Source organism: Rossellomorea sedimentorum, assembly GCF_046237645.1.
In the GTDB taxonomy this organism is placed as follows: Bacteria; Bacillota; Bacilli; order Bacillales; family Bacillaceae_B; genus Rossellomorea; species Rossellomorea sedimentorum.
This window is the reverse complement of sequence record NZ_CP143546.1, coordinates 2425151-2448671: the sequence shown is the minus strand read 5'-3', so window position 1 is coordinate 2448671 and position 23521 is coordinate 2425151. Positions and strand designations below refer to the sequence as shown.

The following is a 23521-nucleotide window of genomic DNA, read 5'->3' as shown; positions in this document are numbered from 1 at the left end:
CATGTAATTAAAATGCCCAATTGCCTCCGCGGAAAATAGGTTCGACTGTTCCGTCTTCCCGCACACCATCGATATCCAATTGTTCGGATCCAATCATGAAATCCACATGAGTCAGACTTTCATTAAAGCCCATTTCTTTTAACTCATCCTGGCTCATTTCTTTTCCGTTTTCGACACAAATTGAAAGGGCATTCCCTAAAGCGATATGACACGAGGCATTTTCATCGAACAAGGTATTGTTGAAAATAATGTTCGTGTTTGAAATAGGAGAGTTGTGTGGAACAAGCGCGATCTCTCCAAGGAAGGAGGCTCCTTCATCCGTTTCAAGCAACCCTTTTAGCGTATCATAGCCTTCTTCTGCATGAAACTCTGTTACTTTTCCATCCTTAAATGTCAGGCTGAAGTTGTTGATCAGGTTGCCGCTGTAATTTAATGGTTTCGTACTGCTGACAGTTCCATTTACACTGTTACGAACAGGAATAGTAAAGACTTCTTCAGTAGGGAGGTTCGGCACAAAATCTACACCCTTGTCGTTCGTGAATTGTGCGCAGATCCACTTGCTCTTTGGATGTAGTTCAACAGTGAAATCTGTACCCGGTGCCTTATAATGAAGCTTTCTAAAACCCCGGTCATTGAGATGATCGGCATTCTTTGTCATATTTTCAATATGTTCTTTCCATAGCTGGACAGGGTTCTCCTGGTCAACTCTTGTTGTATAGAAAATTTTCTCCCACAGTTCTTTAACAGCTTCTTCCTCAGATAGAGCAGGAAAAACACTTTTCGCCCAGGAAGGTGACGGAACAGCAGCGATCAGCCAGCTGATACGGCCGCCTGAAATGAAAGGCTGGAACTCCTTGAATGCTTCACCGCTGGCTTTGTTGGCCATGGCGACACGCTGGGCATCAATACCTTTAAGCAGGGTAGGATTTGGAGAAGTAAGATTAAGTACAGCGACGTTGTTCTTGGCCATCTCCACGAACCCTCTAGCTTTCCATGTAGGAAAATCTTTTAGTCCTTCTTCGGGGGCTTTTTCCATTTTTAATCTTGTTAATTTTTCATCTGAGTACTCAACCAGGACGTTTTTAGTTCCGGCCTCATAAGCTTTTTCTGATAGCTGTGCGACAAAATGGGATTGAGTAATCGGAGCATTGATGAGAAGCGTTTGTCCTTCTTGGAGGTTGATTCCCACCCGGATCAATAAATCTGCATATCTTTCTAATTTAGTTTCTACTGAAGTCATTCGATATCCCCCTCATATGTAACATACTAGTTAAATATACTATTTATTTCGCGAATTTTCCATTTTTACCAGGGGCGCTTTCTCGCTTTAAAGCACTAAGAGGGACTGTCCCTCTTAGTGCTTTAAAGCGGTAAAAAGCTCTTGCTTCCAGTATGGAGTCAAGAGCTTTTGTAGTATTTTATTCAGTTAATGCTGGTGCTCCTCCACCATTTGGGGGAGGCAGGTCTTCCTCTTGGGCGCTTACGGATGTTCCGGCTGCAGATAAGGCGATCAATACGAGGGCGGCAACGGTGATTCTTTTGATTTTTTTCATTCTAAATCTCCTCCTATAATCCTATTATTCTTTCATATGCCACATTAGCCTTTGTCAGGTAATGAGCGGCATATTTATATTTTCTAATTTCCTGATAGTAAGTACCAAGAAATTTAGAATATTGAGCCAGCAGATGAGGGTTGCCTGTATATTCAAAGTAGGGGAGCGCTTCAGTTTTCATGAAGTGTTCAAAACCCTCATCAAGTTTTTCAGAGGCATATTCATAGATTCTGAATTCATAATACTTTTCTTTATTTTTCTCTTGCTGAGATAGATGAATTCCTTCTTGAAGCCAACGCCTGACTTCGTCCAATCTTTTCAGTTTGTAGTATTCTTTGACCAGGGACAGAATGGTGGTCAGCTTGCTGTTTTGATCTTCATGTTTGAATTGAAGGCTTTTCAGATAATGAGCGATCGCATCTTCTGTTCTATTATCCATGGATTTGAGGAAGCCGAGATTTTGTTCAACCTTGCCTCTTAGTAATGAATATCCAGTATTAATGCTGATTTCATTGGCCCACTCATAATGAGAGATGGCTTCATTAATGTTCTGGATCCTCCTGTAGCAGACCCCAAGCAGCAAATGAATTTCCGCACACCTTTTGTTATGATACAGACCTTGGTAAAGGGCTAGTGATTCCTCGGAGTAATGGATGGCGAGCGCATGTTTCCTCAACTGAACAAGAGTCAGTGATTTCAAGTAAAATAAATCTGCTTTTTCCTCAGAGTCGAGAATGTTTCCAAGAACGAGGTAATGCTCCGCGTCTTTGAGGTGGCTATTGGCCTTCTCAAAATGCCCCTGTATGTAGCAGAAGTTCCCGGCGAACTTGTGAAAATAGAATCGGAGTTTATCTGTGAGGCTTTTGTAGATTTTCTCCAAGGAATTGATGATTTCAGCTGTCTGATCAAATTCTTTTACCAAAATGGAATAGCGGATCATGAGGATTTGGTAACTATTAAGAAGGTTGAGATCATCCATATGAGTGATTTGAGTTGACACTTCACCAAATAAGCGTTGCGCCTCTTCGTGGTTATTCCTCAACAATGCCTTATTCCAATCGGAGAAAGTTTTCTTAAGAACCTCATCATTTTCCTGCAGTAAAGCGATTCCCAGTCGTTTGCATAGAAGCTCGATCACTTCGGCGGAGGCGGTGGTTTGATTATTCTCAATCTTGGAAAGATAAGAGACGGAAAGGATTCCTGTTGCAAGTTCTTCTTGTGTTAATTTTTTTTTCATGCGATGGTAACGGATTTTGCTTCCAATCGTCACGATTGTTTCTCCCCTCTATCTATAGTAATAGTATAAAATAATCCAATAATTAGAACGAATCTGACTGGTTGGGAAAATCCCTCAGACCACCCCTTAATGAATAAGTAAAAACGAAAATATTTATGAAAATTTTCCTAAAAATTTAGAATCAACAATATTAAGATTACCACAGAAATAAGGAAAATAGTCCGAATATTCCTATAATTATATTTTTGAAGGAATGACTTGGTATTATCACGAAAAAGACTGAAGGAAGATAATTTTGATAACCTTTCGCAATAGGGATAATTACATAGAGGGAGCGGTTGATATGATTGATTTAAGAAGCGACACGGTGACAAAACCGACGAAAGAAATGAGAGAGGCAGCATTAAATGCCGCAGTCGGTGACGATGTTTACGGTGAAGACCCTTCAGTCATAGAGCTTGAACAGACGGCGGCTGAACTGCTGGGAAAAGAGGCGGCACTATTCGTGACGAGTGGTACACAGGGAAATCAGATCGCGGTTTTGACACATTGTGCTCCTGGAAACGAAGTGATACTGGAAGCGGAGTCACATATTTTTTATTATGAATCGGGCGCCATTTCTGCCTTTGCGGGTGTGCAGCCAAGGACCATTAAGGGGAACCGCGGAGCCATGGACCCAGCAGAAGTGGAAGCTGCTATCCGGGAAGATGACCAGCATTTTCCTGAAACGGGACTCATCTGTCTTGAGAACACCCATAATCGTGCTGGAGGCGCGATAGTATCGGCTGCTAATATGAAAGCCATTTATTCGATAGCCCATAAGCACAACATACCGGTTCATGTCGACGGTGCCAGGCTTTTTAATGCATCAGCGGCTGAGGGAGTCCCGTTGACACACTTTACCCAGTATAGTGATACGGTTCAAGTCTGCCTGTCGAAAGGGCTTGGTGCACCGGTTGGCTCCATCATTGCGGGAAGCAAAGATTTCATCAAAAAAGCAAGAAAATGGAGGAAACGGCTCGGAGGCGGTTTACGACAGGCTGGAATCATTGCTGCACCAGGGCTGTATGCTTTAAACAATATGAGAGAAAGACTGGCAGTGGATCATGATAATGCCAAGCTGCTTGCTGAAGGATTGAATTCGCTGGATAAATTGAAAATTGCCAATAGCGTAGACACGAATATTGTGGTGGCAGATGTAACAGGGCTTGGAGTGACTTCAGCTCAATTCACTGAAAAATTGAAAGAAGAGGGCGTCCTTGCCGTTACGTTTGGTCCATCGCTTGTCCGCTTTACAACGCACTTTGATGTCAGCCGTGAAGATATAGACCGTGCTATTTCGGTTGTACATAAGATTGTTCATTCATAAAAGCAACTCAAAAGAAGAGACCATCTTGCATTGGTCTCTTTTTGGTCTATTTCTTGCTTTTCCAGCTTGTAGTTAGTATCATTTTCTGCAAAAGCACTCTTTTTAGAAGTGAATGGTACATAGTGGTTGTTAGTCTTAAAAAAGAGTTCAGAAAGGGTGAATCAGGTATGTGGAAAGAGTTTTTGTCGAGTATCGGCATTGGAAACATTAAAGTCGACACCGTTGTCGAAAATCCTGTTACGACTCCGTCAAGCGAGCTTAAGGGAGAAGTCGTTATAGAAGGAGGCATGTCAGACCAGCAAGTAAACAAAATCGTTCTAACTGTTTTTATCCGGACTGAGGATTACCGTGAAGACAGTGATTTTTCCTACCATGAAAAAGAGCTGCATGGGTATGCCTTGACCGAAGTCGGGGTTGTCAAAGCAGAGGAAGAGAAACGGATACCCTTTAAATTTTCGCTTTCAAAAGAGCATCCATTAACCGATGACAAAACCGAAACGTTCCTTAGGACTACCGTCGATATTCCGCAGGCAGTCGATCCGACGGATGAAGACAGTATTAAAATAGTAAAAAGCCTTTAAAAGGATACTTAAAAGATAAATACATAAATTTCTTAGAGCTTCTATAGAGGAGGAATAGCGTGAAGGCGATAGTTCATGAAGGAAGACAGGGAATTGAAGGAGTTTCAGTCAGAGAGTTCCACGAACCGGAAGTCAGCAGGGGATTGGTGAAGGTCAAATTGAAAACAGCCGGGTTGAATCGCCGAGATCTTATGGTGTTAACGAGGCACAAAGAAGATCAGCCGCCTTTAATCATCGGTTCCGACGGTGCTGGAACAATAGCGGCAGCAGGAGACGGTGTGACAAATGTTTCTGAAGGCGATGAAGTAATCATTAATCCAGGGCTCGGCTGGGCCCATAACAGCGATGCACCGCCAGAAGGGTTCGAGATAGTCGGGCTTCCGGATCATGGTACTTTTGCCGAATATATTGTCCTTCCGGCAGAAAATGTGGAGAAAAAACCGGACCACTTGAACTGGGAAGAAGCGGGGGTTTTATCACTCGCTGCTTTGACTGCTTACCGGGTCTTGTTTACCCGTGCAAAGATAAAAGAAGGGGATACCGTCCTGATTCCTGGGATCGGCAGCGGAGTGGGCACCTTCCTGCTTAAATTTGCGAAAGCTGCAGGAGCAAGAGTCATCGTAACTTCACGGAGCAATGAAAAACAGAATAAGGCACTGGAATTGGGCGCAGATCTTAGCATTGCGACAAACAGTGACTGGAATGAAGAGCTGAAGGATGAAACGATTGATATTGTAATTGAGAGCATTGGGCGGGCTACTTTTACAAAGTCACTTAAAGCCGTCAGAAAGGGCGGAACCCTTGTAACCTTTGGGGCCACCACAGAGGATGAAATCGAAATAGATATCCGCCAATTCTTTTACAGTCAATTGAATCTTCTTGGTTCAACTATGGGAAGTGCCGAAGAATTTAGAGAAATGCTGGAGTTCACCGCCAAACACAATATTACCCCCGTCGTGGATAGTGTGTATTCTTTTGATGAATACGAAAAGGCATTGGAGCGACTGAAAAATAGTGAGAATTTAGGAAAGATTGCCTTCAGGATAGCCGAATAGGTTTAGATGAGTGGACCCTTCTATGCAATTGGAGGGTCCTTTGTTTGGTTACTCCTCTAAATAGGCAGCGAGTTGTGGGCGAGTGTCTAAAATGTGCTTGTATCAATTATAGGTTGATAGGACAGGAGTAATATCCAGTCCACTTTAAAGGGGATTTCACGATCGGTTTCCCTCTCTTTTTGCCTTTAGAACTACTCTAAAAGCAATTTCTCTCTGGATTTCCCGCTCTTTTTGCCTCTAGAACCCTCTCTTAAAATCACTTTCTCACTGGATTGAACTCGCTTTTGGCCAGGAACAAAAAAGGATCCTGCATTTCGCAGGATTCTTTTTGCTTTGAAAGTTTATTGTAACCTCGAGTTATAGTAATGGACTGAAGTCTGAGCCCCTTCGCTGACCATTGTGTTGTCTTCAACATCATCAGGGTGGGGATTGCCCATTTTTTCAAGAGAGAAATCTTGCTTATTGCGGTTATCCCACTTTTGCTTCAAGCTTGCCATCATATTTTGCATTTTCACACGGTTATCTTTATTACGCATATACATCCCGGCACCTGCAGCTGCTGCACCGACTAATAAGCTTGGTTTCAGTTTCATACCCTGATCCTCCTTGAAAGTATTAAATCGTTAATTATTATTTATGGTATGTTTACCCTTCTATAATTGTTGTAAACCTGGCTGCATCTTTATCCATGAAAGGCGACAGTTTAATAAGTCAATAGGATGGAAATAGAGAAAGTAAGATCATCGGGTGGAGGGTTAAGTTATGGATTATATGCATGTTTTCGTTTTACTTTTTATTGGATATGTCGTCTTTACTATTGATAAAAAACAGAAGAACTTTCCGGTTCCCATGGTGCTGCTTCTAATCGGCATCGGTTTGTCATTCACAAATTACTTTACCCAGATAGAGATTACAAAAGATATGATATTCAATGTGTTTTTGCCTGCTTTGCTGTTTACCTCCGCTTATCAGTTTCAAATTAAGGGATTAAAGAAAAACATAGGTGTAATTAGCGTGCTCAGCACAATTGGCTTGATTTTAACAGTGTTAATCTTCGGGGCTTCCATTTATTTTGTCGGATTAGTGTCTTTATCCTTTATGGGAGCATTGCTGATAGCGGCCATGTTGACGCCGACCGACCCAGTTTCTGTGGTGTCGATTCTGAAAAAATCATCTAACAGTCCGAAAATAGCAGAAGTGGTGGAAGGGGAATCCATGTTGAATGACGGAACGAGTGTAGTCCTGTTCACCGTTATTTCCCATCTATTTTTATCAAATGAAGAATTCAGGCTTTTCTCAGCTCTGGGGAATTTTATGCTAGTGTCTTCTGGAGGATTACTAATAGGGATTGTCTTTGGATGGCTGGTGAGCAGAATTTATCATTTCACTCACCACCGGCAGTATCAAGTCATGTTAAGCATTGTGCTGGCCTATGGAAGTTTTTATGTTGCCGAACACCTCGGCGTATCAGGTGTGCTTGCTTCGGTTTCGGCAGGAGTCATGTTGTCATGGAAACTGGAAACTACGGATAAAGAAGAAGATTATCGCAGTTACTTAGATTCTTTTTGGGAGGTCATTGAACCGAGTATCCTTTCCATTCTATTTCTATTGATTGGTATAGAGTTCATGAAGCACATTAATTTGCAAAACATTGGATTCACCTTTATTATTTTCGGCCTTTCATTAATTGTTCGTTTTATTGTACTTGCAGGGATTTTTAAAATGTTTGGTAAGTGGAGAAAAGAGTTTCTTTGGGATGACATTTCATTGATCACCTGGTCAGGCATCAAGGGTACAATGTCTGTTGCTCTATTATTAGGGCTGGCCACAGAAGGTTCAGGACAAGCGGATACCATTCTTTCTCTTACCTACGGGGCAATTGTATTGTCACTGGTAATCCAAAGTCCGTTGGTCTATCCATTATCAAGAATGTTCTCAAAACAAAGCCGCTGATCATTTCCTTGGAGCTGGTTAGAGGAATAAGATGAATACTCTATAGGTATGGGATTATTCATCTTATGCTTAAAGGAGCCTCTGGATTAAGCCATCTCAATGGCTCGAATAGCCAGCAAACGGACCACCATCCTCTGGATTAATCGATATCGATGTCCCGAATAGCCAGTAAATAGGCCACCATCTACTGAAATTAGCCTTTCCAATGGGCCGGTAACGCACTAAACGGTCCAGCATCGCTTGAATTCAACAAACCCATAAGTTATAAACCCACTTCACGGAGCATTATAAAATTCGACTGGTAAGGGTAATTTCCCGGCAACCTTGAAATAACAAAAACACCATTCTTCCGCAACCGGCACAATATTCCACAATAAAAAGGAAACCTTCATTAAATAGAGAACAATATTATTAAAGGGGTGATTGGGTATGGTGCAGGTTTATTCGAAAATCATGTCAGTAAAGGAACGGGATCGGTTCAAGGATAGAGTCCTCCTGGAGAGATTGCATACGATTTTGCCGAACCTGATGAGAGAATCCGGTACTGAAATGTGGATCGTGATTGGTCGGGAATATAATGAAGATCCAGTAAGTATCACTTTGTTTCCTTCAGCGGTTGACAGCTCGAGGAGGCTGACCATTTTTATTTTTTGCATGAATGAAGAAGGTGTAGTCGAGCGGTTGGTTATTCATACCAATCCGGCTTTTCAACCTTATTACCAAAATGTCTGGGAGCCTGACAAAGAGACGCAGTGGGAGTGTGCCGCAAGAATGATCCGTGAAAAAAAGCCCGCTGAAATTGCAGTGAATATAGGAGAACTTCATGCGGCAAGCGATGGTTTGACTGTGAGCTCCTTCAATAAACTACAGGAAGAAATTAAGGGCAATTTCGTAAGTGCAGAAGCTTTAGTGATCGACTGGCTGCAAACCCGGAGTTCACTTGAAATGGCCGCGTATCCACATATTTGTGAGCTTGCCAGAGAAATTGGACAGGAAGCACTTTCGAATAGGGTCATTCATCCGGGGGTAACTTCCACACCGGAGGTTGTCGACTGGATCAGACAAAGGGTTTTAGACCTTGGGCTTCAAACCTCTTTCTATCCTACAGTTGACATCCAGCGGCAGGGAGCGGGTGTAGACAGGTTGGGGAATACGGTCATTCTTCCTGGTGACATTGTACATCTAGACTTTGGCATTCATTATTTAGGCCTCGCTACAGACACGCAGCAGCTTGCCTATGTTTTGAGGTATGGGGAGAACAAAGTCCCGGATGGACTCGCATCAGCATTCGGGAAAGCATTGCAATTTGAAGATATCGTGACGAGTTACATAGAAGCAGGAGTAAGCGGCAATGGAGTCTTTGAGAGGAGCATTAAGGCAGCAGAGGAAGAAACCATAAGAGCCATGCTGTATTCTCATCCGCTCGGCAATCACTGCCATGGTGCCGGTCCTCTGATAGGCTTGTATGACAAACAGGGAGAGATACCAGGCAGAGGAGAATTATTGATCAAGGACAACACTTGTTATGCACTTGAATTCAATGTGCGCACGTTTGTCCCGGAATGGAATCAGGACATCCCGATTTATTTAGAGGAACCCATATCGATCAGCAGTGGTCATATTCAATATATGGCAAAGCGGCAAAAAGAATTTTACCTGATCCGCTGAGAAGCTGTTTCCGGTCTTCGGCATGCACGGAGCAAAGAATGAATATATTCTTATATCTGTAAATCAAACGTTAATCCTTGAGCATAATGGTATAATAGTAGGAAACTTATTAGTATCAAGATCCATGGAGAAAGCTGGGAGAGAATATAGTGCAAGAATATATAATGCAAAGACAAGAGGAAATGCTGAAGCTGATTGAAACGCTGGTCAATATAGACAGTGGTTCAACAAATAAACCGGGTGTGGACCGGATTGGATTTCTTTTAAAAAGGGAATATAACAAGATAGGATTTCACATAGATGTCGTTCAACAAGACGAATACGGAGATCATTTAATTATCAAACATAAGGAAGCCTTGAATCCGGAAATTCTCGTGATTGCTCATATGGATACTGTTTTTCCGGAGGGAACGGCACTGGAGCGGCCATTCCGGTTGAAAGGAAACAGGGCTTATGGACCGGGAGTCATTGATATGAAGTCCAGCCTTGTCACCCTGTTATATGCTATGAAAGGTCTGCTGGCTGAAAACTCACCTTATATACGAAACGTGGAAATACTGTTGAACAGTGACGAGGAGGTCGGTTCTCCTTCCTCAAAAGAGTTGATAAAAAAAGCTGCTCAAGGCAAGAAATATGCATTGATCATGGAGCCGGCAAGAAAAGACGGTTCGCTAGTCTCTTCCCGTCGGGGTAAAGGCAACTATACGCTGAATGTGATCGGAAAGGCGGCACACTCCGGAATTGAGCCGGAGAAAGGAAGAAGTGCGATCGAAGAGCTTGCCCACAAAGTCATACAGCTGCATGAATTGAATGACCATGAAAACGGAATTAGTGTAAATGTGGGGCTGATTGAAGGCGGCTCCTCGGTCAATACGATTTCCGATCACGCTAGTGCCCAGATGGAAATAAGGATTGCGGAGACCGACCAGGCATCTTCGGTTGAAGAAAAAATGGAAGAGATCTGTTCCAAGACCGATGTTCCTGGCACTGAGATTATCCTCGAAGGAGAAATAAACAGGCCTCCTATGGAAAAGAATAGGCGGAATAAGGGGTTACTACAAAGAATCATTGCAGTAGGGGATGAACTGGGGATTGAAATTACAGATACTTCTACGGGCGGTGGGTCCGATGCGTCATTCACTTCAGCTGAAAAGGTTGCGACCATCGATGGGATGGGGCCGATTGGGGGAAATGCGCATAGTGAAAAGGAATACCTTGAAATTTCATCCCTCTCCGAACGCACCCTGCTTTTAGCCAAAGTGATTGAAAATCTTTCACAATGAGGTGAAGTGTAAAATGGATGCCCTTATCCTGAGAGAATTATCCAGCCTGGAAAGAGAACATGACATTAGAATCCTCTTTGCTGTCCAGGCTGGCAGCAGGGCATGGGGATTTCATTCACCAAAGAGTGATTGGGATATTAGATTTATTTACAAGCATCCATTGGATTGGTATCTGTCACTGAACAAAAACAGTGATGTTATTGAAAAGCAAGTCAATGACGATTTGGAACTGAGCGGTTGGGACCTGCGAAAGGCACTAAATCTGTTAAAGAAATCAAACCCCACCATGCTGGAATGGCTTCATACTGAAGAACGGATGATAGTGAATCAACATTTTTGGCGAAGTGTCCAACCTTTAATAGCTGAGCTGTTTTCACCGATATCCTGCTACTTTCATTATCTCAGTATGTCAAAAGCAAACTGGAAAAAATGGCAGAAGGATAACGTGAAATCTCCAAAACTGACCCTCCACTTACTGAGAGGAATGCTGTGCTGCTTATGGATAAAGGAATATGAGTCTTTTCCACCTGTTAAATTCCAGCATTTATATGAAAAAACAGTTAAGGATCGCAGGGTATGTGAAGACGTGGCGAATGTAGTAGCCCTTAAAAAGGAGGGTGCAGATACCTTTGACAGCACGGCTCCCGCTCTTTATTTTTTCATAGAGAAAGAAATGGAAAACCTCTTAACAGCCAACCCAACTTTTCCTGAAAAGAAAAAAATCCCTCATGAAGTGATCAATACCGTTTTCAGGGATTTGATAAAGGGAGACAGATGATGGTTTAAGAATTCATTGTTGAAAGGAGAGGATCGTAATGGATACGAGGAATCAGAATAGAAATGCCTGGAATAAAAAAGTGGAAGAAGGAGCTGTCTATACAAAGGCAGTGAGTGAAGAAATTATCAGCAGAAGTAAAACAGGAGACTGGGAAATAACAGTGACAACGACCAAACCGGTACCTCGATCCTGGTTTCCAGAATCACTTCACAACAAAAAAGTACTTTGCCTTGCCTCCGGGGGCGGGCAGCAAGGACCCATCCTGGCAGCTGCGGGCGCAGTTGTTACAGTCATGGATATCTCAGAGAAACAATTAGAACAGGACATCGCTGTTGCGGAAAGGGACGGTCTGCAACTTAATACCGTACAGGGAGACATGTCCGATTTACATATGTTTGAAAATGAAACCTTTGATCTAATCGTTCACCCGGTTTCCAATTTGTTTGTAGAAGATATCAGACCGGTTTGGAATGAAGCTTCCAGAGTGTTAAAACAAGGAGGTACACTAATTTCGGGCTTTACAAATCCATTATTGTTCATTTTTGATGACGAAATGGAGATGAATGGAAAATTGGTCGTGCGTCATTCCATCCCTTCTACTTCACTGGATGGAATGAATCAGCAAGAGATTACAAGATATCTAGAATCCAATCAGACAGTAGAATTCGGTCATTCATTAGAAGACCAAATACAAGGGCAAGTAGATGCTGGATTAGTCATAACGGGCTTTTATGAAGATGATTTTGGGGGCAGCAGGATGCTCGATCGTCATATAAAAACCTTTATTGCAACAAGGGCTTTGAAAATTTGAAAAGAAATGCAGGATGAATGATTAGGATTTAAAACGGTTCCGTTAATGGGACCGTTTTTTTAGGATGAAAAAGAAACATTTATTATAATTGAGCGTCTAATCAAATAATAATATGCTAATCAAGAAGGAGCTCAATTATGACACGATTAATGTGCTGCCTAATGGGGGGATTGTTGGCTTTTACTTCTTTTACATATAATGCGGTGGCCACTTCATGGGCCTACCCATTTGTCGTTTGGGAAGATTACATTTATGTCCTTACAGAAGAAGCGGTCACAGATATTGGGGAGGGAATTGGAAAGGTGACGGCCTTTTCAGATATGCAGCAGCTTCCCGGAAATTTTTCCAACGAATTAGGTGCAGGGACAAACTATTACTCTATCATTAACATAAGTACAGATGAGGCGATTGCCGTTGAAGTCGAAAATGGAGTTTTTCACAAGGCGGAGAGAAAAGAAAAATATGGAGCAGCAGAGCCGGCGGTACATGGAGACAATTCATCTCCAATTGTTTTAGTAGTGGTGGTTGGCCTGCTCTCTTTTGGATTTATTATATCGCTGAAATATGTAAGAGGAATTAGAGAAAACTAAAAACTTCAGTTCGGAAAACATCCCTCATTCCTCTAAAAGGGTTGTAGAGGACGATAACTTCGCCAAACGAAAATATCGTCCCCTAAAAAGGTTGTAAAGGACGATAACTTCACCAAACAAAAAATATCGTCCTCTAAAAGGGTTGTAAAGGACGATAAGTTCAGCCAACGAAAAATATCGTCCTCTAGAAGGGTTCTAGAGGACGATACCTTCGCCACACCATATTATCAACTATGTCTAAAAGTTACTTGTCAAACCAAAGAAGTTCCTTGTCATCAACTTCACCATTATAGTTAATCATAATTTCTTCTCCGGCTTTTATATCCTTGTAGGCATAAAAGTCGAAGGTGAAATTAGGGAAATTTATTTCATATGTTGCATTTGGTTCATAGGAATGGTTGAAAAGCATTCCATAGCCAAGAAGCAGTGCGCTGTGGTTTACGCCGTATTCGAAAGCATAATCAGCGAGAAGTGTTTTTTCGATGTGCTCATGCTCCTTGTTCGGATAGGGCAGCACTGGCGCTTCATGGAGCAGTTCACCCTTCTTAATATCCCTTGTGGCAAACACACCTCTATTTAATTCTCCGTCGCTAATTTCGGACGTTCTTACTTCAATCATATCTTCACCTTCAATTCTGTCAGTATCAATCTTGTTTCTCTAGTTTGTCAGTTCAGTGGGAAGAAAGCAACCATTTAATCAATATTGACTACTTTTTAGCCTAATAAGACAGGGGTGTTTCGGTATATGGTGATTTTTTTACAATCAATTTGCTGACTTCACCACTTCAGCCTGCAGCTCAACCTCTACATTTCCTTTAATGGCACGGGTGATCATGCAGGAAGCCTCCGCTTTTTCTGCCAGTTTATTGGCAAGCGAAATGTCTTTTTCCGTTGCATCTTTTCTCAAGGTGATAAGCGGTCTGTGAATAATTTTTTTATAAGTGATGACCCCTTTAGTTACATCAACGATTCCTTCTGACTCCAACGTCAGGTCGATTTTCTCCAGTCTGCTTCTTTCCATCATGGCCGCCAGGGTGATGATAAAGCAGGTCCCTGCTGCACCCAGCAGCATTTCATCAGGATTTGTACCGATTCCCGGCCCTTCCATTTCCTTAGGTATCGAGATGGCCGTTTTCATATTCTTAGTCTCAATATCACCGATATCGTTACGCAAACCAGGCCAGTTTGCCTTTAAGTGAAAGTGGTGTTCCGCCATAGGCTATTCCTCCTCAATCGTCATGTAGTTCCATTTTAGCAGAGCAAATACAGGAGGAGAAATAAACAAGAAGTCGAATCTATGAATATAACCAAGTAGAAAGAAGATGAATCCTATGGACTGTAAAGTGAGCTTTGGCAGTATTCATTACAAGGTTATTGGAAAGGGCAGACCGTTTGTCATCCTGCACTCGATGGGAACGGACCATAGAGCAATGGAAGCATGGCTGGAGCCGATATTCAATGAAGTGGATAGTTGCAAAAGAGTCTATGTCGACCTGCCCGCTCATGGGTACAGCACGATCAATGAGGACTTTAAGGGGACCGAGCAAATGGCAGGAAATATCATGGAATTTATTGAAAAAACGCTTGGTGGAGAAAAGTTTTCTTTGATAGGCATGTCCTATGGCGGTTATATTGCTCAAGGAATCTTAGATGTCATGGGGGAACAAGTAGAAGGGATAGCTCTACTAGTTCCGGCAGTACATAACCGATCCAATCCACTTCCTCAGAAAGTAGTTTTTGAATGTGAACAAGAAATGATGGAAGAGTTGGACCGGGATGTGAAGACAGCTTTTCAGACTTTGATGGTCGTCCAAACTGACACCATGCTTAAGCGGTTCAGGGCAGAAATTCAGCCTGGCAGGGAGCTCGCAGACAGAGTGTTCTTGACTTCGAATTGGCGGGATAAGAATTACTTTTTTAAAAAAGAGCCTTTCATTGAACAGAAGTCTATTTCCATTCCGGCCCTATTTCTGACGGGAAAACAAGATTTCATCTGCGGATATGAAGACCAATATGAATTATATAAAAGTTTTCTAATGCAACATTTAGTATCATAAATGGTGCAGGACATATGTTGACTTTGGAGAAAAGAGAAGTGGTAAGCGTGTTGGTACATGACTGGTTGATTTCTTTATCCAAAAGGTAGCTGAACTTCTTGGTGTGAGAGAAAAAGATGATGTTATTGCTATTATGCAGGAGGGTATCGGAAACGCGTTCAAATATGAGGGTCCTGGCCAGTGTGTCGGATTTTGCCGATTGGCCGATAAATGTTAGTAAACGCTGATAAACTTTGATAATCGCCGATAAAATGAAAAAATCGTTGAAAAATTTTATTAATCGCCGATAAACCGAGTGTCTATTGAGGGGGGAAGAAATGATAGCAGTGTTTTTAGACAGGGATGGAACAATAGGAGGGACAGGCGGGGGAATGCATCCATTTGAATTTTCAATGTATGAGTTCACGCCAAAAGCAATAAAGCTTCTAAACGATCTAGGAGTGAAAGTCTTTCTTTTTACCAACCAAACAAGGGTTGGAAGAGGATACTTTACAGAAGAGGAACTTCTAGAAGGGTTCAGACGGTTGGAAAACGAGCTGGCCAACCATTCGGCGTTTCTTGACGATATCTATTATTGCCCTCATAAACCGGATGACGGATGCCTCTGCCAGAAACCCAAAACGGGTCTGTTAGCAGATGCCGAGAAAGAGTACAACCTGGAACTAGATCAATGCTATATAGTCGGTGACACGGGGAGTTCCGATATGATCGCAGCAGAGGCTGTAGGAGCAAAGAAAATACTGGTCAAAACGGGTTGGGGAAGTGCCTCTCTAACAACACACCGGGATACCTGGGAAGGTGTTGAACCTGATGCTGTCACAGCCGACCTAATGGGCGCAGTTGAATGGATTGCGAATGATGTAATGTCAAATAAATAGCTTGTAGTAATAGAAGAACTTCCTCGTATCTTATGGAAGTTCTTCTTTTTTTAATGTTAATTAGTGTCCATTTGTTTACTCACTTCTAAAAATTTACATTATTCGACATAGAAACATATGGAAAATTCTATAAAATTAATGAAACTTTTGAAGCGTTTTCAAATTTCGACAAAAATGTTACCCTTAAGTTAGACTTTATAGGTTAATAGTCACTGTTACGTATCTTAATCTAGATAGATATTAGTGGCATTATAGAAGAAATTGTAAAGCTAATTTTTAATTAGTTAGGGAGAGAAGATGCCATGAAGAAAAATAAACTGTCGCAAATGACCGCTGCGGGTGTTGCAACAGGAGTTATTCTTGCTCATGGGCAAGTAGTGAAAGCAGAAACACCGACAGTTGATTGGGGAAGCGTGAATTATCAACCCTATTTAAAAAATGATGGTAATGGTTTTTATGATCCTGCAAATGAACCAGGGATAAGTCCTGATGACGTGGATTTTGTTAGTGGTTTTTCAAAGGGGGCAGGTGACAAAGCTTCCTTTTATGTGGGGAGTGATGGGGTTAATTTGTTTTTTCGAATGAGATTATTGGATAGTCCATACGACCGAAAAGGAGGATTTCTTTCTTCCGTATGGTTTGTTCAACTGGTAGAACAGGGCCAACATAAAGCTACCGTTGGGATTTATGGTAAATCCCCGCATGAAGATTATATATATGTAGCCAACCCAACTGCTTCTGTCGTTAACCAAATAAATAGTACCGATGCATCGGGTAGTATAGTTCCAGGAACTAGAATAATAGAGGCTGAGAATGGTCAATATTTTCTCGATTTTCAAGTTCCAATCAGCAAAATAACAGAAGTTGCTCCGTCGATTACTTCTAATTCCAATGTGCAGTTTTTCTTTGGAACTTCAAAATCTGGTAATCTATCTGTAATTAATAAGGACTATATGGGATCCAATGATTCTTCGTCTCTCACGGATGGGGCCAGTGTTAAATTTAGTCCAACATTGAATATCCAAATTCCAACAATTAATGTAACCAGCCCTACTGGATTCGATACAAATATGCCTACCTTTACAGGAACGACTACAAATGCTGCAGATAATAGTAAGGTTACGGTAACAATTAATAATGAGACTTACGAATCCAGTGTCACCGGGGGCAGTTGGAGTATACCAACAAATTCTTCGTTGGCTAATGGTACATATGAAACTATCGTAAAAGTTGTAAATGAAGTAGGTAACATAGCTGCGTTTAAGCAAAATGTGCGAATTGGGAATCCTATTTCGATTGACGGAGGAGAAGAAATATTTGTCAGCAGTTTTCCCTCTACGGTCTCTGGAACGTTTTCAAACGAATCAGGAGGAAGTAAGAAAGTTAAGTATGAAGTAAAGGATTCAAATGGAGTAATAAAATATAGTTCAAAGAGTATTCAAACAAATACTGATCAAACATGGAGTGAAGCCGTTAGTTTAAGTCTTCCTGAAGGAACTTATACCATCGAGGCTACCGAAGATGTAAAAAATGGGAGTAATCTGCCGGTTGCTACACAAACCGTTGTCATTGATCAACAGATCGATGTAGCCATTTCCAGTCCAGCGAATGGGGCGTCATCGACCAATACGACCCCTACTATAAACGGGACAACTGATCCGAATGCAGATGTGGAAGTATACATAGATAACGTATATTATCGCAAAACCACTGCAGATGAAAATGGAAACTGGTCTTTAGAAATAAGTAAAGCATTACCAGTCGGTAATCATACTATTACGGCAAAAGCTATTGATGCTATTGGAAACACTTTAGATACATCCATTAACTATGAAGTAACAGCTATGAATATTACTATAACTAACGGAAGCAACGTCAGTTTAAATGACGATAAGCCTACGATTAAAGGTCGGTCTACCGCTCCTGATGATAGTTTGGTAACTGTTCAAGTCGGTGATGTGGAAACGTTGACCACAACTGTGGTGAACGGTAAATGGTCAGTGGATGTTTCACAACCTCTAGCAGAAGGGTTACATGTATTATCAGCAACTGTTACCAGCGGCTCTCTTTCTGCACAGGCAACTCAAAATTTAACAGTTGATGCTAATACTTTTGTAACAGTTGATACTCCTGAAGAAGGATCAGTTACTGAAAATAAGCGAGAATCCATAAGTGGTATGGCAGAAGCCAACTCAACAATTGTTATTAATATCAATGACGGGTATCTATTTGATTATTTGCAAGCAGGTAGTTCAGGCTCTTGGTTGTATACGCCTACCAAGGATTTATTAGTAGGTAAACAAAGAGTCAAGGTACTTGCTACAGACCAGAGTGGTAATGATGCATCCACATTTTTTACGTTTATTGTTAATACTCCTGGGAACCGTCCGCCCACAATTACTGGAAATAATAAATCCACCATGGAAAGTCAGCCAGTAAGTGGACTAGTAGAGGGATTCGATCCAGATAACGATCCCATAACGTTCAGTAAAGAAACTGAGCCTGGCAATGGCAGCGCAACCGTAGACCCAGATGGAACGTGGACTTATACGCCAAATGACGGCTATGTCGGAACGGACAGTTTTAAGATAACCGTTTCAGATGGAAAGGGCGGGCTCGCCACAACAACTGTGGAAATTACGGTCAATGGAGCCAATAAAGCCCCGACCGTGCAGGCCAAGTATGAAGAAGTAACCAATGTAAACACCGGAGTAAACGGTAAAGTAGTGGCGGAAGATCAAGATGGCGATCCGCTCACGTACAGTAAAGAAAGTGGACCTCTAAACGGCAGCGCTACTGTGAACGAGGATGGCACATGGACGTATACTCCAGCTGACGGTTTTGTCGGAACGGACAGCTTTACAATCATGGTTACAGATGGAAAAGGCGGCCTCGCGACGACCACGGTGGAAATTACGGTGAATAGAGTCCCGACCGTGCAGGCCAAGTATGAAGAAGTAACCAATGTAAATACCGGAGTAAGCGGTAAAGTAGTGGCGGAAGATCAAGATGGCGATGCCCTCACGTACAGTAAAGAAAGTGGACCAGCCTTTGGAACAGCAACCGTGAACGAGGACGGAACCTGGACGTACACGCCAGATGCAGACTACGTCGGAACAGACAGCTTTACGATCACGATTTCAGATGGGAAAGGCGGAGTCGCCTCGACCACGGTGGAAATTACGGTGAATAGAGTCCCGACCGTGCAGGCCAAGTATGAAGAAGTAACCAATGTAAATACCGGAGTAAGCGGTAAAGTAGTGGCGGAAGATCAAGATGGCGATGCCCTCACGTACAGTAAAGAAAGTGGACCAGCCTTTGGAACAGCAACCGTGAACGAGGACGGCACCTGGACGTACACGCCAGATGCAGACTACGTCGGAACAGACAGCTTTACGATCACGGTTTCAGATGGAAAAGGCGGACTCGCCACAACAACTGTGGAAATCACGGTCAATGGAGCCAATAAAGCCCCGACCGTGCAGGCCAAGTATGAAGAAGTAACCAATGTAAACACCGGAGTAAGCGGTCAAGTAGTGGCGGAAGATCTAGATGGCGATGCCCTCACGTACAGTAAAGAAAGTGGACCAGCCTTTGGAACAGCAACCGTGAACGAGGACGGCACCTGGACGTACACGCCAGATGCAGATTACGTCGGAACGGACAGCTTTACAATCACGATTTCAGATGGAAAAGGCGGAGTCACCTCGACCACGGTGGAAATCACGGTCAATGAAGTGAACGAAGTCCCGACCGTGCAGGAAACGTATACAGTAGTGACAAATGAAAATAAAATAGTGACTGGCGTGGTCGAAGGAACGGATCCAGATGGCGACCCTCTCACGTACAGTAAAGAAAGTGACCCTGTCAACGGTACTGCAACCGTGAACTCGGACGGAACGTGGACGTACACGCCAGATGCAGATTACGTCGGAACGGACAGCTTTACGATCACGGTTTCAGATGGAAAAGGCGGAGTCACCACGACAACGGTTGAAATCACGGTCAATGAAGTGAACGAAGTCCCGACCGTGCAGGAAACGTATACAGTAGTGACAGATGAAAATAGTATAGTGACTGGCGTGGTCGAAGGAACGGATCCAGATGGCGATCCTCTCACGTACAGTAAAGAAAGTGACCCTGTCAACGGTACTGCAACCGTGAACTCGGACGGAACGTGGACATACACGCCAGATGCTGATTACGTCGGAACGGACAGCTTTACAATCACCGTTTCCGATGGGAAAGGCGGAGTCACCAGGACAACGGTTGAAATCACCGTCAATGAAGTGAACGAAGTCCCGACGGTGAAGGAAACGTATACAGTAGTGACCGATGAAAATAAAGAAGTAAGCGGTCAAGTAGTGGCGGAAGATATAGATGGCGATTCCCTCACGTACAGTAAAGAAAGTAACCCTGGCAACGGTACAGCAACCGTGAACTCGGACGGAACGTGGACGTACACGCCAGATGCAGACTACGTCGGAACGGACAGCTTTACGATAACGGTTTCAGATGGAAAAGGCGGAGTCACCTCGACCACGGTGGAAATCACGGTCAATGAAGTGAATGAAGCCCCAACAGTGAAGGAAATGTATACAGTAGTGACCGATGAAAATAAAGAAGTAAGCGGTCAAGTAGTGGCGGAAGATCTAGATGGCGATTCTCTCACTTACACTAAAGAAAGTAACCCTGGCAACGGTACAGCAACCGTGAACTCGGACGGAACGTGGACGTACACGCCAGATGCAGACTACGTCGGAACGGACAGCTTTACGATAACGGTTTCCGATGGAAAAGGCGGAGTCACCTCGACCACGGTGGAAATCACGGTCAATGAAGTGAATGAAGCCCCAACAGTGAAGGAAATGTATACAGTAGTGACCGATGAAAATAAAGAAGTAAGCGGTCAAGTAGTGGCGGAAGATCTAGATGGCGATTCTCTCACTTACACTAAAGAAAGTAACCCTGGCAACGGTACAGCAATCGTGAACGAGGACGGAACCTGGACGTACACGCCAAATGCAGACTACGTCGGAACGGACAGCTTTACGATAACAGTTTCGGATGGAAAAGGCGGAGTCGCGACGACCACGATTGAAATCACGGTCAATGAAGTGAACGAAGCCCCGACAGTGAAAGAAACGTATACAGTAGTGACCGATGAAAATAAAGAAGTAAGCGGTAAAGTAGCGGCGGACGATCCAGATGGAGATCCGCTCACGTACAGTAAGAAAAGTGACCCTGTTTACGGAAGAGCTATCGTGAACGAAGATGGAACGTGGACTTATACCCCAGATGCCGGCTATGTAGGAACGGACAGCTTTACAATTACGGTTTCAGATGGAAAAGGCGGCCTCGCGACGACCACGGTAAAAATTGATGTCAAAGAAAGCGATACTGCTATTTCATTCTCTAAAGGTGAATATTACAAAACAAGTGATGCGACCCCTTTGATTACTGGTTCTGCAAAAGGACCATCTGGATATAAAGTTGAGATAAAAATTCTTGATTCGAATGGCAACTTAGTTGAAACAGGTGTTTCACGATTACTAAATGGTCAGTGGAACTATCAAATTAATACGCCGCTGCAAAGCCAATCCTATCAAGCAGTAGCTATTCTCAAAAACAAAGAGAATAAAGAACTTATGCGCTCCACACAGTCTCTGGAGATTGAATTGACTAAGCTAGGTCTTAAATTAACTTCCAGCCATACAAGCATTGTTGGTGATGGAAAGACAAAAGTGTTTTTAACAGCGGTCATTAGAGATGAAAATGGCAAACCAATTTCAGGAGAAAAGGTTTCTTTTCATACTCAAGCTGGTAGATTAGTCAATTCTGAAGCAATCACGAACAGCAAAGGAGAAGCAGTTGTAGAATTAATTTCTCCAGATTTATCAGGAACACTTGAAACACAAGCAAAGAAAATTACTGCTACCGTTTCAAATCCTGATAAGGGATTATATGGAGAAAGTCATATGGTTGTTAATTTTACACCTGCGACAGTCAGTGGAGTTATTATTGATTCAGCAACGAACTTACCCATTTCAGGTGCCACGGTTGAAATAAATGAAGACTTTAATAACGATGGGACGATTGATTTCAGCGAGTTCGTCTTAACTGATGCTAACGGAGCGTATAAAATAGCAGTTCCTTATCCAAATTGGACGTATGAGTTGCAGGTGACAACGAACTCCAGCATTGGCGGCTACTCTTACTTACTCGAATATAGTTTGCAAGCAAAAGTAGGAGAGATTAAAGGGGTCGGTGAAGATATTAAAACGGAAAAAGGTGTATCCGGACAATTGTTTATGCTCAGTCCATCCACCAATATTCCTGAGCGGATTTCTTCAATGCTGCCTAATGTTGAAATCAAACCTAACATTTTGAATGACCCATCAGGCACGCTGAGAGTGAGTGTCGACCAATCTGGCAGGTATAATATTACTGGTGGGGAAAAAGGACAGACTTATGATGTCATGTTTAACTTTGAAGTGACAGATGATAAGGGAAACAAAAAGAAGCTGATCGGTAAAAAAGTAACAATAACTGTACCTGAAGACGGCGTGTCTACGGTAGATGCTGGTTTAGTTGACCCTTACGGAATTGTTACGGATGACCAGACAGGTCTTCCAATTAAAGATGTAACGATGAAATTATATTGGGCAGATACAGAGTTAAACCGGAGTAAAGGGAGAACCCCTCACACGTTAGTTAACTTGCCGATCCTGGAAGGGTTTGCGCCAAATGATAATAGAGTTCCACAAATGACCACTAAAGCGGGTGCTTATGCATGGATGGTATTTCCTGATGGGGACTACTATATCATTGCCGAGAAAGACGGATATTTAACCTATGATAGTAGGACAGAAGGCAGAAATGTATCTGTAAAGCCGGGGGAAGATAGCTATATAGAAAACGGTATTATCCATGTAGGTCAGAGTATTGTAGAATATGACTTGTCCATGACGAAAATTAAAAAAGACGAGACAATGAATCAAGTGCCGACTACGAGTGATTATCAATATAAAATTCAAATTGATAATGTTCTAAAGGAAAAAATACAGGCGACAGATCCTGAAGGGGACCTACTAACCTATCGAATGCTAGCTTCACCTGAAAACGGAACCTTACAGTTAAATTCAAATGGAGAATTTATTTATACTCCATTACCAGGCTATAAAGGTACTGATCGTTTTACCATCGAAATCTCTGATGAACATGGAGGGAAAGCAGCCTCTAATGTAAATGTCATAATTGAAGAAAGTGAAGCAGATAAGGACATAAGTCAGCTGTTGATCGAAACCTTTGTGAATAAAACAATCACTGGTAAATTAAAAGATTTAAATGTTGTAAATCCATATTCCCTGGAAGTGAAAGCACCTAAGTTCGGTGAGGTCGATGTTGACCTGGCAACATTGACATGGAAGTATAAACCAAAAGAAAGTTATGTTGGCGAAGACCAGTTCATTATTATGTATTATGACGACAAAGGCGTTCTTTACACGCGAAATATCGACGTTCAAATCCATGATCAGCCTGTTAGCGTACAACCAAAACCTAATACACCTTCTTCAGATGGTTTAAAAGAATTACCGAATACCGGATCTCTATTCGATCGAAGTATTCTACTAAGTCTGGCAAGTCTATTTGGTGCAGCAGGCCTGGTTCTTCGAAGATTGGGAAAAAGACGTGAAAATAGTTAGTA

18 protein-coding genes are annotated in these 23521 nt (G+C 42.5%); 12 read left to right on the top strand and 6 right to left on the bottom strand.

Annotation, left to right across the window (positions count from 1 at the left end):
- Positions 1-7: 7 nt before the first annotated feature.
- The 3 genes from V1502_RS12120 to V1502_RS12110 form a co-directional block, all read right to left on the bottom strand.
- The gene (locus V1502_RS12120) at positions 8-1240 is read right to left on the bottom strand and encodes an aminopeptidase (protein WP_409250905.1); all 1233 of its coding nucleotides are present in this window, start codon (positions 1238-1240) and stop codon (positions 8-10) included.
- Positions 1241-1418: 178 nt separating this feature from the next.
- Entirely contained in the window at positions 1419-1553 is a 135-nt protein-coding gene (locus V1502_RS12115) for a hypothetical protein (protein ID WP_409250904.1), read from the bottom strand.
- Between the two features lie 13 nt (positions 1554-1566).
- Positions 1567-2823: a helix-turn-helix domain-containing protein gene (locus tag V1502_RS12110; protein ID WP_409250903.1), complete on the bottom strand. Its 1257-nt coding sequence runs from the start codon at positions 2821-2823 to the stop codon at positions 1567-1569.
- 310 nt (positions 2824-3133) lie between these two features.
- Here V1502_RS12110 and ltaE point away from each other — a divergent pair, with 310 nt between their 5' ends.
- The 3 genes from ltaE (at position 3134) to V1502_RS12095 (ending at position 5795) form a co-directional block, all read left to right on the top strand.
- Positions 3134-4159 (top strand): low-specificity L-threonine aldolase, encoded by a 1026-nt coding sequence (gene ltaE / locus V1502_RS12105; protein ID WP_409250902.1) that lies wholly within the window; start codon positions 3134-3136, stop codon positions 4157-4159.
- Between the two features lie 167 nt (positions 4160-4326).
- Entirely contained in the window at positions 4327-4740 is a 414-nt protein-coding gene (locus tag V1502_RS12100; protein WP_409250901.1) for a sporulation protein, read from the top strand.
- 59 nt (positions 4741-4799) lie between these two features.
- Positions 4800-5795: a zinc-binding dehydrogenase gene (locus tag V1502_RS12095; protein ID WP_409250900.1), complete on the top strand. Its 996-nt coding sequence runs from the start codon at positions 4800-4802 to the stop codon at positions 5793-5795.
- 341 nt (positions 5796-6136) lie between these two features.
- Here the strand turns inward: V1502_RS12095 and V1502_RS12090 are convergent, their stop codons facing one another.
- The gene (locus tag V1502_RS12090) at positions 6137-6388 is read right to left on the bottom strand and encodes a hypothetical protein (protein WP_409250899.1); all 252 of its coding nucleotides are present in this window, start codon (positions 6386-6388) and stop codon (positions 6137-6139) included.
- 169 nt (positions 6389-6557) lie between these two features.
- Between V1502_RS12090 and V1502_RS12085 the strand changes: the two genes are divergently transcribed.
- The 6 genes from V1502_RS12085 to V1502_RS12060 all read left to right on the top strand — a co-directional run bounded on the left by V1502_RS12085 (position 6558) and on the right by V1502_RS12060 (position 12878).
- On the top strand, positions 6558-7748 hold the full coding sequence (locus tag V1502_RS12085; protein ID WP_409250898.1) for a cation:proton antiporter: 1191 nt from the start codon (positions 6558-6560) through the stop codon (positions 7746-7748).
- A gap of 429 nt (positions 7749-8177) precedes the next feature.
- Complete coding sequence (locus V1502_RS12080) at positions 8178-9416, top strand: M24 family metallopeptidase (RefSeq protein ID WP_409250897.1); 1239 nt, start codon at positions 8178-8180, stop codon at positions 9414-9416.
- A gap of 149 nt (positions 9417-9565) precedes the next feature.
- A complete protein-coding gene (locus V1502_RS12075; protein WP_409250896.1) occupies positions 9566-10699 on the top strand; it encodes a M20 family metallopeptidase in 1134 nt (377 codons plus the stop codon).
- 13 nt (positions 10700-10712) lie between these two features.
- Positions 10713-11477, top strand: coding sequence for a DNA polymerase beta superfamily protein (locus V1502_RS12070; protein WP_409250895.1), 765 nt, complete (start codon positions 10713-10715; stop codon positions 11475-11477).
- A 37-nt stretch (positions 11478-11514) separates the two neighbouring features.
- The gene (locus V1502_RS12065; protein WP_409250894.1) at positions 11515-12288 is read left to right on the top strand and encodes a class I SAM-dependent methyltransferase; all 774 of its coding nucleotides are present in this window, start codon (positions 11515-11517) and stop codon (positions 12286-12288) included.
- A 137-nt stretch (positions 12289-12425) separates the two neighbouring features.
- Positions 12426-12878 (top strand): hypothetical protein, encoded by a 453-nt coding sequence (locus tag V1502_RS12060; RefSeq protein WP_409250893.1) that lies wholly within the window; start codon positions 12426-12428, stop codon positions 12876-12878.
- A 244-nt stretch (positions 12879-13122) separates the two neighbouring features.
- Here V1502_RS12060 and V1502_RS12055 read toward each other — a convergent pair whose 3' ends face one another.
- Positions 13123-13497: an SET domain-containing protein gene (locus V1502_RS12055; RefSeq protein WP_409250892.1), complete on the bottom strand. Its 375-nt coding sequence runs from the start codon at positions 13495-13497 to the stop codon at positions 13123-13125.
- A 144-nt stretch (positions 13498-13641) separates the two neighbouring features.
- Entirely contained in the window at positions 13642-14094 is a 453-nt protein-coding gene (locus V1502_RS12050) for an OsmC family protein (protein ID WP_409250891.1), read from the bottom strand.
- A gap of 115 nt (positions 14095-14209) precedes the next feature.
- On the opposite strand from V1502_RS12050, the gene V1502_RS12045 reads away from it, so the two are divergent.
- The 3 genes from V1502_RS12045 to V1502_RS12035 all read left to right on the top strand — a co-directional run bounded on the left by V1502_RS12045 (position 14210) and on the right by V1502_RS12035 (position 23519).
- Positions 14210-14935: an alpha/beta fold hydrolase gene (locus V1502_RS12045; protein ID WP_409250890.1), complete on the top strand. Its 726-nt coding sequence runs from the start codon at positions 14210-14212 to the stop codon at positions 14933-14935.
- A 317-nt stretch (positions 14936-15252) separates the two neighbouring features.
- Entirely contained in the window at positions 15253-15813 is a 561-nt protein-coding gene (locus V1502_RS12040; protein ID WP_409250889.1) for a D-glycero-alpha-D-manno-heptose-1,7-bisphosphate 7-phosphatase, read from the top strand.
- A gap of 302 nt (positions 15814-16115) precedes the next feature.
- The gene (locus V1502_RS12035) at positions 16116-23519 is read left to right on the top strand and encodes an Ig-like domain-containing protein (protein ID WP_409250888.1); all 7404 of its coding nucleotides are present in this window, start codon (positions 16116-16118) and stop codon (positions 23517-23519) included.
- Positions 23520-23521 lie beyond the last annotated feature (2 nt).

Bases quoted from the DNA above. Each gene is read 5' to 3' on its own strand.
- V1502_RS12120 (WP_409250905.1), bottom strand. From the start codon at position 1,240: ATGACTTCAGTAGAAACTAAATTAGAAAGATATGCAGATTTATTGATC.
- V1502_RS12115 (WP_409250904.1), bottom strand. From the start codon at position 1,553: ATGAAAAAAATCAAAAGAATCACCGTTGCCGCCCTCGTATTGATCGCC.
- ltaE (WP_409250902.1), top strand. From the start codon at position 3,134: ATGATTGATTTAAGAAGCGACACGGTGACAAAACCGACGAAAGAAATG.
- V1502_RS12100 (WP_409250901.1), top strand. From the start codon at position 4,327: ATGTGGAAAGAGTTTTTGTCGAGTATCGGCATTGGAAACATTAAAGTC.
- V1502_RS12090 (WP_409250899.1), bottom strand. From the start codon at position 6,388: ATGAAACTGAAACCAAGCTTATTAGTCGGTGCAGCAGCTGCAGGTGCC.
- V1502_RS12085 (WP_409250898.1), top strand. From the start codon at position 6,558: ATGGATTATATGCATGTTTTCGTTTTACTTTTTATTGGATATGTCGTC.
- V1502_RS12080 (WP_409250897.1), top strand. From the start codon at position 8,178: ATGGTGCAGGTTTATTCGAAAATCATGTCAGTAAAGGAACGGGATCGG.
- V1502_RS12070 (WP_409250895.1), top strand. From the start codon at position 10,713: ATGGATGCCCTTATCCTGAGAGAATTATCCAGCCTGGAAAGAGAACAT.
- V1502_RS12065 (WP_409250894.1), top strand. From the start codon at position 11,515: ATGGATACGAGGAATCAGAATAGAAATGCCTGGAATAAAAAAGTGGAA.
- V1502_RS12060 (WP_409250893.1), top strand. From the start codon at position 12,426: ATGACACGATTAATGTGCTGCCTAATGGGGGGATTGTTGGCTTTTACT.
- V1502_RS12055 (WP_409250892.1), bottom strand. From the start codon at position 13,497: ATGATTGAAGTAAGAACGTCCGAAATTAGCGACGGAGAATTAAATAGA.
- V1502_RS12050 (WP_409250891.1), bottom strand. From the start codon at position 14,094: ATGGCGGAACACCACTTTCACTTAAAGGCAAACTGGCCTGGTTTGCGT.
- V1502_RS12045 (WP_409250890.1), top strand. From the start codon at position 14,210: ATGGACTGTAAAGTGAGCTTTGGCAGTATTCATTACAAGGTTATTGGA.
- V1502_RS12040 (WP_409250889.1), top strand. From the start codon at position 15,253: ATGATAGCAGTGTTTTTAGACAGGGATGGAACAATAGGAGGGACAGGC.
- V1502_RS12035 (WP_409250888.1), top strand. From the start codon at position 16,116: ATGAAGAAAAATAAACTGTCGCAAATGACCGCTGCGGGTGTTGCAACA.